12 protein-coding genes are annotated in these 12,020 nt (G+C 46.9%); 2 read left to right on the top strand and 10 right to left on the bottom strand.

Going from position 1 to position 12,020, the window contains the following annotated elements:
* Positions 1 to 86: 86 nt before the first annotated feature.
* The 10 genes from GO493_RS03960 to GO493_RS03915 form a co-directional block, all read right to left on the bottom strand.
* Complete coding sequence (locus GO493_RS03960; RefSeq protein ID WP_157304798.1) at positions 87 to 749, bottom strand: CBS domain-containing protein; 663 nt, start codon at positions 747 to 749, stop codon at positions 87 to 89.
* 232 nt (positions 750 to 981) lie between these two features.
* Entirely contained in the window at positions 982 to 1,743 is a 762-nt protein-coding gene (locus tag GO493_RS03955) for an alpha/beta fold hydrolase (RefSeq protein ID WP_157304797.1), read from the bottom strand.
* Positions 1,744 to 1,813: 70 nt separating this feature from the next.
* The gene (locus GO493_RS03950) at positions 1,814 to 2,356 is read right to left on the bottom strand and encodes a CvpA family protein (RefSeq protein ID WP_157304796.1); all 543 of its coding nucleotides are present in this window, start codon (positions 2,354 to 2,356) and stop codon (positions 1,814 to 1,816) included.
* A 64-nt stretch (positions 2,357 to 2,420) separates the two neighbouring features.
* Entirely contained in the window at positions 2,421 to 2,873 is a 453-nt protein-coding gene (locus GO493_RS03945; protein ID WP_157304795.1) for a GatB/YqeY domain-containing protein, read from the bottom strand.
* A gap of 24 nt (positions 2,874 to 2,897) precedes the next feature.
* Positions 2,898 to 3,245 (bottom strand): gliding motility protein GldC, encoded by a 348-nt coding sequence (gldC, locus tag GO493_RS03940; protein WP_157304794.1) that lies wholly within the window; start codon positions 3,243 to 3,245, stop codon positions 2,898 to 2,900.
* A gap of 56 nt (positions 3,246 to 3,301) precedes the next feature.
* The gene (locus GO493_RS03935) at positions 3,302 to 4,393 is read right to left on the bottom strand and encodes a glycosyltransferase (protein ID WP_157304793.1); all 1,092 of its coding nucleotides are present in this window, start codon (positions 4,391 to 4,393) and stop codon (positions 3,302 to 3,304) included.
* A 264-nt stretch (positions 4,394 to 4,657) separates the two neighbouring features.
* Positions 4,658 to 5,080 (bottom strand): hypothetical protein, encoded by a 423-nt coding sequence (locus tag GO493_RS03930; protein ID WP_157304792.1) that lies wholly within the window; start codon positions 5,078 to 5,080, stop codon positions 4,658 to 4,660.
* A gap of 83 nt (positions 5,081 to 5,163) precedes the next feature.
* Positions 5,164 to 6,297, bottom strand: coding sequence for an ABC transporter permease (locus GO493_RS03925; protein ID WP_157304791.1), 1,134 nt, complete (start codon positions 6,295 to 6,297; stop codon positions 5,164 to 5,166).
* A 4-nt stretch (positions 6,298 to 6,301) separates the two neighbouring features.
* Positions 6,302 to 7,444 carry a glycosyltransferase gene (locus GO493_RS03920; RefSeq protein ID WP_157304790.1) on the bottom strand — a complete coding sequence of 381 codons (1,143 nt, stop codon included), beginning with the start codon at positions 7,442 to 7,444 and terminating at the stop codon, positions 6,302 to 6,304.
* Positions 7,445 to 7,466: 22 nt separating this feature from the next.
* On the bottom strand, positions 7,467 to 8,270 hold the full coding sequence (locus tag GO493_RS03915) for an alpha/beta fold hydrolase (RefSeq protein WP_157304789.1): 804 nt from the start codon (positions 8,268 to 8,270) through the stop codon (positions 7,467 to 7,469).
* 80 nt (positions 8,271 to 8,350) lie between these two features.
* On the opposite strand from GO493_RS03915, the gene GO493_RS03910 reads away from it, so the two are divergent.
* Together GO493_RS03910 and GO493_RS03905 are read left to right on the top strand one after the other, a co-directional pair.
* Positions 8,351 to 10,144 carry an acyl-CoA dehydrogenase family protein gene (locus tag GO493_RS03910; protein WP_157304788.1) on the top strand — a complete coding sequence of 598 codons (1,794 nt, stop codon included), beginning with the start codon at positions 8,351 to 8,353 and terminating at the stop codon, positions 10,142 to 10,144.
* Positions 10,145 to 10,230: 86 nt separating this feature from the next.
* Positions 10,231 to 12,000, top strand: coding sequence for an N-acetylmuramoyl-L-alanine amidase (locus GO493_RS03905; protein ID WP_157304787.1), 1,770 nt, complete (start codon positions 10,231 to 10,233; stop codon positions 11,998 to 12,000).
* Positions 12,001 to 12,020 lie beyond the last annotated feature (20 nt).

Genomic DNA, 12,020 nt, shown 5'->3' with positions numbered 1-12,020 from the left:
TTACCGGGGCATTAAAGTAATAAAAAAAGCGAAGCGCATAACCTTATCAGTATTATGCGTTTCGCTTTTAGGTAAAATAGTATTTATTACATGCTGATATAGTTCATCAGCAGATCATAATTTTTCTTAAGAAGATCTTCTTCCTGTTCTTCTGTAATGGTGTATTTAATAACATAATTGAACCGCTCAAAAGTAGCTACCAGTCCATGCAGTTCCTGCCTGTTGGTTTTCAGCAGCACTTCCAGCCTGCCGGACACAGGATTGGTGATAGTGTTCACGCTGAGCAGTGTTACATCATTCGATTCTGCAATACGCGCTATCTCACTCAGGCTATAATCCCGCGGATCAAGGTCCAGCGCCAGTACGCCTCCATGTTCCTTCACCCCGTTGTACTGGGCCAGCGCAGCGAGCAGGCTGTCTTTTGTCAGTACGCCCAGGTATTCTTTTTCAAGACTGATAACCGGTAGTACTGAAAGCTTCAGTTCATGGAATGCCCGAACCGCGTCGTAGAAATGTGCATTCTCTGCTATTGCAGGTTTGGGACCGTTATACTCCATGTTCTCCAGGGATATTTCCGGATCTTCAAGGTCCAGGATATCATCCTCTTCTACCAATGCCAGATACTTATTCTCAAGCACCAGCGGCAGCTGCGGAAGATGATATTCATTCATCAGGCGCAGTGCTCTCGATCCTGGGTCCAGTGGATGCAGGACCGGTACAACCGTCGATATGAGATCTCGTGCCAGCATTTTTTTTAGTGCTATTGTTACACAATAATAAGAAAAGAATCGCTAACGGGTTTGATCAGTACAAGATTTATGCAATAAAGAAGCCCCATCCCTTTATATACGAAACGCCAGGATCGGATGATTTGTTACATAGGATGCAGAGAATATGATCAGTGGTAAATTAAAAAAGATGGCCTGCCAATGGCAGACCATCCAATATCATGTGTGTTCGCAGCAGGTAAAGCTAAAGCAGTTATTTCAGTTTCTCCAGGAATGGGTGGAGTATCTTGTTGAACTCTTCCGGACGCTCCATCATAGGTGCATGCCCGCATTTGTCTATAAAGTGCAGCTCTGAATTAGGGATGAGCTTTTTGAATTCCTCACCTACCATAGGAGGTGTAACGGTATCGTTCAGTCCCCATACCAGCAGTGTAGGTATTTTGATATCTCTCAGTTCTTCACCGAGGTTGTGCCTGATAGCAGATTTTGCCAGCGTAATGATCTTGATAACTTTAAGGCGGTTGGTAGTGATGTCAAATACTTCATCTACCAGTTCCTTTGTAGCCATAGCGGGATCATAGAAAGTAAGCTCTGTTTTCTTACGGATGTATTCATAATCACCGCGTTTGGGATATGTTTCACCCATTCCATTTTCAAACAGTCCTGAGCTTCCTGTAAGACATAAAGACTTTACAGGCGCTTCCGGATGTTTAAGCAGATAAACCAGGCCCACATGACCTCCCAGGGAGTTTCCCAACAGATGCACGTTGGTATATCCCATTGCATCAATGAATTTATGCACATACTTAGCCAGACCAGCCACAGAAGTATCAAGGATGTTCAGATCAAACAAGGGCAAAAGGGGAACTACTACCTTATTGTAATTACGGAAGTAATCTATCAACCCACCGAAATTGCTCATTGCACCGAATAATCCATGCAACAGCACAAGTGGTTCACCCTCTCCTTCCTCAATGAACTTAAACTTTCCCAGTGTTTTAATTTCGTAATTCATTGCCAAAGCTTGAAGTCAATTTTGCGCTAAAATAATTCTTTTTATTAATTCAAATAATCTTTGAAGCGAGCTATATAGCCTGTATTTTCTTCGCTGCATTGTCAAAAAATGACTGCAGATTTTCGAACATATCTTTAAATACAGGAATAACTTTGCCCAAAATGTTGATCACAGCAGGCCCCAGATGTTCTATGTAGGGATAAACCACTGATTGCAGTTTGATCTCCGGACTTAGCCAGTACAATTGATTTGCAATCCATAAAAGGATGCTGTAAACTATGATAAATATAGCACTATATAATAAAATTCCACCTAATTTGTTCAGCCAGCCCATCATTGCCGCCTCAACCATTGTCTGAATGAGTGTTGCTCCGAACCTGACCAGGAAGACCACGCCTACAAAAAGAATGATGAAACACAGCACCGGAAGCCAGCGTGTGTGAATGTCCCAATGTTGTTGTGCGTACAATGCTGCTACTGTGGTCAGCTTTAAGGCTGCCGCCAGGCCCAGTATGACAGCTATAAATGAAAAGACCGCAACAATAAGACCCCGGTTGTATCCTTTGTAAACGGCCAGCACCAGGATAATGGCGAAAACGACATCAATGCCCATTGTCTTCTATAGGATAAGGGGAAAAGGAATAAACAGGGGGCTAAGCCCCTGTTTACCCGGATTATTATTTTGCTAACAGCTCTTTTACCAGTGCAGAAATGGCTTTGCCATCTGCTTTACCGGCCAGCTGTTTGGTGGCTACGCCCATTACCTTGCCCATATCTGCAGGAGAGCTTGCGCCTGTGGAAGCAATGATCTCAGCGATAATACCTCTCAGTTCACTTTCGTCCAGCTGTTTAGGCAGGTATTTCTCTATCACTTCAAGTTCTTCTTCTTCTTTCTTTGCCAGGTCTTCCCTGTTCTGCTGGCGGAAGATCTCCAGGGAGTCTTTCCTCTGTTTAGCCAGTTTCTGCAGGAGTTTGGTCTCTTCTGCTTCTCCCAGTTCCGCTCCACCACCTTCTGCTGTCTTTGCCAGCAGTATCGCAGCCTTGATAGCACGCAATGCACGCAGTTCTGCCTCGCTCTTAGCCAGCATAGCTGCTTTTATGGCTGCATTGATGTTTACTTCTAATGACATATGTGGTTATTTTTAGTCCGTGCTTTATTGCTCCTGTTTCTGTTTCTCCTCAAATTTCTTAAAGAAGTCCTTTGCAAATTTACGCAGGTCGTCTGCCTGGTCTTTATAAGGCGTGGCGCGCTGGTAGGTATCTGCCATGGTCATCATGGTCTGGTAAAAGAAATCTGCCATTTCATCCACCATCATTGATTTTGTCCACAGGTCTATACGCAGTGCGGTTTTGTCTCCGCCATCCCAGAAAGCGATCATCATTGCTTTTGCCTGCTGGAAACGGTCGGATTCTGAACTGTCCGTTGCACGCCATTCTATTTTTTCAGGTATCCTGTCTTCGTCCAGTCCAACCTGTATCTGTATGGTAGATGTTTTTGCCATAAAGTCTAGCCCTTATATTTTTTGAAAACGCAAATTTACTACTAATTGACTAATCTTCACCCAATGAGCATTTCCACGTTCCCTGCAGCGGCCGGAGGAGTGATCTTTCCCAGCAGTCTGCCGCGCAGCTCCTCGTCCTTATAGATCAGGCACATTTTATTGGCCAGGTCTTCCAGGTTCTCCGGATCAGCATACAGTACGGCGTCTCCCCCTGCTTCCCTGGCAACAGCGCTTTCCAGCGCTATTACCGGCACCTGGCATTGTAAGGCAGCATATACCGGCATGGCTACCCCGGCAAAACGGCTGGTATATATCATAGCATAGGCGCCGCCTATGGCACGTGCCAGCGTCTGCTGATCTGCATCCTGCAACAATACTATATCGTTCCGGTATTTATACGAAGGTAAAGATGTGGTGATCTCCGTCCCCTCTGTGGTGGCAGATCCGGCCAGTACCAGCTTCATATTGGAATGCAACCTGCGCTTCAGGGCTGAAAACGCTTTCAGCAGCGGCATGATATTGTTCCGGGGATGCAGGCTGCCTACAGCAATGAAATATTCCACACCGCCTGCAAACTCCCTCTTCACATCTTCCCGCTCTTCCCATTCCAACGGTTTATAGGCCGGATTCACTTCCGGCTGCAGCACCTTCAGCCTTCCCTCTATCTCCGGAGCATATCGCAACAGGTCGTCTTTCAGTGTATGAGACAATACCAGGACCTCCCCTGCTTTCTGCAGGTATCTGATCATATTCTTCTGCCCGGCCCGTTGCCTGGAAGCAGGTATACCCGCCACATCATGCAGGAACCCGGTATCTGTTACAAGCAGCTGTGCCGGCACTTTACTACCCAGGGGCAGACGCCCGTCCAGGCTCAGGAAAAGGTCCAGCTGCTGCTGTTGTATAGCGCGTTTCAGTTTCCACTCCAGCCAGAGGTATTCCTGCCAGGACCTGTGCCCTTTCAAAGGCACCACCACCTGCATTACATTCTCCGGCCATTGTACCGCCGGAGAAGGAGCGCTGTCATAAAAGAAAATGAAAGTATGCTCCGGGTGCAACCGGGTTAATCCTGTCAACATATCTGTAATGATATTGCCCGTATCTGCAGGTGATTCCTGCAATAAACAGGCGGCATTCACTCCTATACGCATAGTTAGCTGCTTGTTCTGCAGGTGCAAAACTAGGGAGAAATATCGAGGGGAGAAGGCACTTCCTTTTGGAAAGTACTGTGGCGCTAAAGTGATACCGTAGCCCATACACTATCCATACTCTATAGTAGGCTTTGAGTAGGAGTATCCATACAGCATCCATGCTTTTAATACCAACTGGTCTTACATAAAAAAATCGCTCGCCGGAGGCGGAGCGATTTTTTTCCGGACAGAAGTCCAACGGCCTTCAACAGCCTGTATTATCTTTTAGTTATCAGATTTATTCGTGATCCAGAAATACTTGGAGATCTTATTGGCAGGATTGCTCACAGACGTGATCAGTATTGTCACCTTTACAGTACGGATCGGCTCCAGCCCTGTCAATGTTATATTGATAGTAGAATCCAGTGAGGGGGCTACCGGGTTCTGCGGGAAAACGATCCCGCCCGGATCAGTGATAGCATTCACTTCTACATTCACGCCTTCAGGAGGCATTACTGAATTGACTTTTACCTGGAAAGTATAAGTAGTGCCCGGAGCTGCGGTATATTGTCCTTCTGCTACATTTTCAAGGGACACCTTTAACAGTTCTTCTTCAGGTTTAGGTTCTATCGCTCCTTTTTTCTTACAGGCAGAAAAGGTCAGAGCTAACAATGCTACAGCGGCTAAAAGATATGATTTCAAAGGCATAGTTAAAACAATTGTGAATAAAGTAAAATTATACTTTTTTTTCATGCGAAGCAAGGTTTTGATACACTATCCCAAACCGGGTTTTACTGCCGTACATCCATCGCGTCCCTAAGCCCGTTACCTAACAGGTTAAAAGCCAGCACCATCAGCATAATAGCCACTCCAGGGGCCAGTGCCAGCAAAGGGTTATGGGTAATGATGAAATTATAGTTCTCCTTGATCATCAATCCCCAGGAGGGTTGCGGAGGTTGCACCCCTACTCCCAGGAAGCTCAGTCCGGCCTCCACAACTATCGCCGTGGCAAAATTACCTGCCGCCACCACCATGACAGGCCCCAGTATATTAGGCAGGATATGCCTGCCAATGGTACGGGTATGCCCGAAACCCAGGGCCCTGGTAGCCTCTATAAAAGGTAACTCCCTTAATGCCAGTACCTGCCCCCGTATTATACGGGCTACATTGACCCACATTGTCAGCCCCACAGCTATGAACACCTGCCAGAACCCTTTACCCAGGGCCAGGGTAATAGCAAATACCAGCAACAATGTAGGTACAGACCAGATCACATTTACCAGCCACATCACCACATCGTCTGTTACACCACGGAAATATCCGGCCACAGCTCCCAGTATTACCCCAATTGTTAACGAAATGATCACAGCAATACAACCCACGCTAAGGCTTACCCGGGTACCTACCAGTAACCTGCTGAGTATATCCCGTCCAAATTTATCTGATCCCAGCCAATACGTTTGTTCCCTGATATGACCGGCCTGTACTTCCTGCTGCAGCTTCCGGGCATCTGTTACCGGTACTTCCTTACCATATACCACCCTGCTCAGGCTATATTTCTCTGTTATAGTCTCTTCCTCATCCAGGTACTTGTCAATGATGATATCATTCCCCGAAAATCTCCAGCCACGGATAGGAATATAGGTCACCGCCTCTTCCTGCCCTTTCAGCAGGCGGGTAAAGAACCCTGCTTTTTCCGGGGGCTGCTCCTTTTGCACGGCCAGCACCTGTACATGTGTACCGGGACGTTGCCCGCCGGTTTCCAGCATCATCCTGTTGGCATAAGGCGTACCGTCCGGCGCCAGTATATAAGCCAGCACACTCACTATCAGCGCTACCCCTATCAGCAACATACCAGCTACCGCGCCTTTATTACGCCGCAGCCGCCGCCATGCCTGTTTGCTGAAAGATGATCTGTCTGACATAACCTTATTTTACTTTCCTTCCCTTCCACTGGTAAGAACCAAACTTACCCAGCCATCCCGCTACTACAATGTAAGGAATATGGAACAACTGCCCGGGTATAAACTTTGTGAGCAGGTCTCCCTTTTTAAAGAACCTGGCTACTGGTATCAGGAAATAGAATTCCACCAGTACTTTATATACAAACATCCACCCTATCCAGGTTTGCCAGAAACGGGAAAAACAGGCGGCAATAAGAGCTGCCAGGAAAGCCAGGTTCCAGAAATAGACCAGGGCCAGCACCCAGGTCAGTCTCTTATCATCGTATTTGTCTGCTTTGGACGACCACCGTATACGCTGGTTCATAAATGCCCGGAAAGTATCTACCGGCAACGTTTGTACAATAGCATCCTCACTCTTCAGATATAATACGCCGTCAGGATATGCTTTGTAGATCTTGAACATAAGCAGCATATCATCGCCGGAGGCAATATTATCTATTCCCTTAAATCCCCCTACTTCATAAAAAACCTTACGTTCATAGGCCAGGTTGGCGCCATTGCACATTGTTCCTTCTTTCAAAGCCGCCAACGCCCCGGTAATGCCCTGCATGGTCATGAAATCGAGCGACTGCAACACTTTAAAGAAATTAGTTTCCCGGTGAAAGCTTACCGGCGCCGCAATGAACTTAGGCTGATAGGTTTCATAGAACTGCACCATGGTAGTGATCCATTCCGGCCCCATTTCACAGTCGGCATCGGTGGTCATGATAATATCTCCCGTTGCCTGTTCTACCGCCATTTCTATGGCTTTCTTCTTATAGGAGTTGAGGCGCTGCTCTGCGCTCAGATGCTGGCTGAGCTGCAACAGTTTTATGTTAGCAACAGGGAAATCCTTTACTATATGAGGAGTATTGTCTGACGAAAAATCGTCGATCACAATCACCTCAAACAAATGGGCAGGATACGTCTGCGCTTTGAGAGCTGCCAGTAAAGGAGGCAGGTTATCTTCTTCATCCCTTGCAGGAATAATGACGGTCACCTTCGTATTGCCGCTTACCGGGCGTAAGGGTTTAAATGATGGCAATCTCTTCCATCCCTGACCATAACGAAACATCAATATACCGTAAGCAAGCCCCAGCAGCAAAAAGACCGATAGAATAAAATACATAGTTGATTATTAGGGACGAATATCATTCGTAATTATCTAAAATAGCTTCTCCGAGTTCCTCTCCCAGCAACTGGTGACCTTTATCTATCACCAGCATCTTACAGGGAAAAGTGCCATCCATGAACTTCACACCCAGCACCGGAGGTATAACACGGTCATACTTACCAAAGATCAGCAGTGTTTTGACCTTGTACTTCCTCAGCAATTCCCTGCATTGTTTTTTATCCGGCATCATCTGCTTCATGCAGGTCCACACAAAATATACCCGTTCCCGTTTTTCCAGCGTGTTCATGCTCCCGTACGCAAACCGGTGCACACTGGGATTGAGGAAACCCAGCTTATGCCAGAGGTCCATCAATTTAAAAAGCAATCCGGGGTGATAGGTGCTGTACTTAAACAGCCAGGCGCCTATCTTTGTCTGCGTGGCAAACATATGCCAGGGGTTGTTCTTCAAACCATCCGGCGCCAGCAGGTACAAACGCTCTACCTGTTCTGCAAACGCAGGTATCACACACAATGCAGCCCTTGCTCCCATACTGTAGCCCATCAGCGAGAACGTGCGTTGCGACTGCTGTTCCAGCACAAGCTTTATCACCGCCCGCAAATCGTCTGGTGTGAACTGCCGGTTTTCCTTCCATTCTGTTTTACCATGCAGAGGAAGATCCAGCGCCACAATGGTGAATAGCTGCCCCAGTGTATGACGGACTTTCGAGAAACTCTCCGCATTTTCTCCAAACCCATGCAGACATATCAGCAGCTCCTCTCCATGCCCTTCGGAGATACCGTGAAAACGGCTGTTTGCATATGAGAGGAAAAAGGATGGCATATTACAAATGTATTAACTTTTAATTAGTGGTTATTTCCATCAAATCCATTAAATTACAAGAAGACTAAAACTTCATCACGATGGATGCCACAGTTGATAATAAACACGCGCTGAAAGGCGTAGAATTCCTCGTTAAAGAACCCGCTGCAAATGAAGTCTTTACACCCGAAGATTTCAATGAAGAACAACGGATGATCAAAGAAATGGCGGAACAGTTTGTAACCAAAGAAGTTTCTCCTGTATTAGACCGTATTGATAAACTGGAAGAAGGACTGATGCCTTCACTGCTTGACAAAGCCGGCGAACTGGGCCTGCTGGGAGCGGCCCTTCCTGAAGAATATGGCGGACTTGGAAAAGACTTTGTAACTGCTACCCTCATCAACGAAGCCCTGGGTGCAGGGCACTCCTTCTCTGTAGCCATGGCGGCACATACCGGTATAGGAACATTGCCTATCCTCTATTTTGGCACAGAAGAACAGAAACAGAAATACATCCCTTCCCTGGCCAGCGGCGCTATGAAAGGCGCCTACGCACTGACAGAGCCCAACTCCGGCTCAGATGCGCTCAGCGCCAAAACCACAGCAAAGCTTTCTGATGACGGGAAGTTCTACTTACTAAATGGCCAGAAATGCTGGATCACCAACTCCGGCTTTGCAGATGTATTCACCGTATTTGCAAAAATTGACGGCGATAAATTTACAGGCTTCATCGTAGATAAAGACACTCCCGGGTTTACACTGGGAGCCGAAGAACATAAAATGGGCATCAAAGGTTCCTCTACCCGCCAGATCTATTTCCAGGACGCAAAAGTACCTGTGGAAAATGTACTGGGAGAGATAGGCAAAGGACACCTCATCGCCTTCAACATTCTGAACATAGGCCGGTTAAAACTCTGCGCTGCCGCCCTGGGTGCAGCCAAGAACGTTACCACCCTCACCGTTCAGTATGCCAACACCCGCGAACAGTTTAAACAACCCATCTCCAACTTCGGCGCCATCAAACATAAACTGGCTGAAATGGCCATCCGTAACTGGGCATGCGAAGCGGCACTCTATCGTACCGCCCAGCTTATAGATGAAAAAGAAAAAGAACTCCAGGCTTCCGGCAAACCTTTCAGTGAAGCACTGCTGGGCGCTGCCGAAGAATATGCCGTAGAATGCGCCATCCTGAAAGTGGCCGGTTCAGAAGCGCTGGATTATGCTGTGGACGAAGGTGTACAAATACATGGCGGTAACGGTTTCAGCGATGAATACGTAATATCCAAAGCCTACCGCGACAGCCGCATTAACCGCATCTTCGAAGGCACCAACGAGATCAACCGCCTGCTCATACTTGACATGACGCTCAAACGTGCTATGAAAGGCCGTCTTGACCTGCTCAATCCTGCTATGGCGGTAATGAAGGAGCTCATGAGCATCCCTGACTTTGGCAGCGAAGATGAAACACTTTTCAGCGCTGAAAAGAAAGTGATAGCGAACCTGAAGAAAGCTATCCTGCTGGTAGCAGGTGCTGCCGCACAGAAGCTGATGGCAAAACTGGAAACAGAACAGGAAATTCTCATGAACATTGCAGATATGGCCATTGAGACCTTTACTGCGGAAAGCGCCCTGCTGCGACTTCTGAAAAGAGCAGAAGTAGAAGGCGAAAGCAACCAGACCTTACAGGCAGACATAGTACGCACTTATCTTTATGATACTGCAGACCGTGTCAATAAATATGCGAAAGATGCCATCAATTCCTTTGCTGAAGGAGATGAACAACGTATGATGCTGTTAGGTATCAAACGCTTTACCAAAACAGCTCCTTTCAATACACGGGATGCCCGCAGACGTATAGCTGAAAGGCTGATCGCAGAAAATAAATACGCCTGGTAAAACAGATCTTCATATTTTTCAATACTTTCGAAGTGCCATCCGTAAGAGCCGGATGGCATTTTTTTTGTTTATTCCGGGGAGGAACTATGAGGAGATTCGCATTAATATTACTGGTACAAATGGCATTTACAGGAGTACAGGTCCATGCACAGGCCTTCCTGAAAATGTTGCAACCTACAAGAACAGAGATTAACACCAATACAGCCAGGCAGTTCATGTCAGGCCGCACCTGTGTGGGCTGTAAAGTACTCCTGAATAATGACAGCATTCACGTATACCCCAACGGGGTATTTGCTTTAAAGCGCGATCTTAAACCAGGAAAAACACTCCTGGTGCTTTCGTCTACCGACAGTACAGGGAAATTTGTATCCCGTACCTACAACTACTATTTTAATCCGCCACCACCACTGAAGGTCACGCCTTCTTTCAGAATAGATTATGTTACCATCAGCCCCAAAACCAATACCATCGTTTCTCCCGGAGATACATTGCGGGTAAGGATGAAAGGCTACCCCGGCGGGAAAGCTACCTGGTTCAATAGCGAACCTCTCAGTGAACTGCCGGCAGATCAGACCAGCGGCATACCCGGCTTTTATACCGGTCTTCATGTTGTGACCGAGGCAGACTCCCTGCTCAACAACCGCATCAGCGTTACACTAAGAGACAGATCAGGCGCTACCGCCGTATTGCCCGGCACTTACCGTTATACTTACCAGCGCAACCAGCTGCTTGTAGGCCGTACAATAGACGATCAGACCTTTGTAACCGTTTCTCCTGAAGGAGACCGTCTGGGGCCGGAGAAAGCAGGGTACCTGGACAAAAATGTGCTGTTACGGATAACAGGTAAAGAAGGATCACATTATAAGGTACAGCTCAGCAGTAAGCGCTTTGTTTATATTCCGGAAGGGTTGGTAGATACAGCTACTCTTGCAGAACCCGCTCCTCTCAACATCATCGATACAGTGAAAGTCTGGGGAGATGATAAGTACGATTACATTTCTATTGTGCTTTCTGAGAAGCTACCCTATCTCTCCACACAGGAAGTAGGTCCCGGCAGGATCATCGTCGATGTACATGGCGCCTATTCAGAGCCGGACCTTGTACCTGAGCTGCAAAGCACCGGAGAGATCAGTAAGATTGGATGGCAGCAGACAGAACCGGACGTGTTCCGCATTGCTATCTCCCTGAAACATGCACAACCCTGGGGCTATAAGATCTATTATAACGGCAATACACTTATGGTACGTGTAAAACGTCAGCCGGCCAGCCTGTTGCTGAAAGATCTTGTTATTGGCCTGGACGCCGGGCATGGCGGCGGGAATGTAGGAGCTGTAGGGCCAATGGGAGTTTACGAAAAACAGCTCACCCTTTCTCTTGCCATGCTGGTGAAAGTAGCGTTAGAGAAAGATGGAGCGCGCGTTATTACCACCCGTATGTCAGATCAGTTTGTAGATAACCAGGACAGGCTGCTCAACTACCGTCAGCTTAGCCCTGACCTGCTGCTCAGCATACATATGAACTCTTCCGTCAATCCTGTTGATGTGAAAGGCACCGCCACTTACTATAAGCATCCCTTCTGCGAACCATTGAACCGGTATATCCATAACCGCCTACTGGAAACAGGATTGGGAGATTTTAAGAACAACGCCAATTTCAATTTCATACTGAATCAGCCTACTGAGTTTCCAAATGCATTAATAGAAACTTTGTTCCTGAGCTACCCTGAAGATGAAATGAAAATACTGGATGAGAACTTCAGGCTGTTACTGGCAGATAAGATAGTTCAGGGAGTAAAAGACTTTTTACAGGCTTCGGAAGAAGATGATAGCAAGATCCAAAGTTCAACCATTCAATAATTTAGAATAGCTCAATAAAG

Source organism: Chitinophaga tropicalis (assembly GCF_009758205.1).
GTDB lineage: Bacteria > Bacteroidota > Bacteroidia > Chitinophagales > Chitinophagaceae > Chitinophaga > Chitinophaga tropicalis.
The sequence above is the reverse complement of the archived record's forward strand: the minus strand, read 5'-3'. Positions and strand labels throughout refer to the sequence as shown.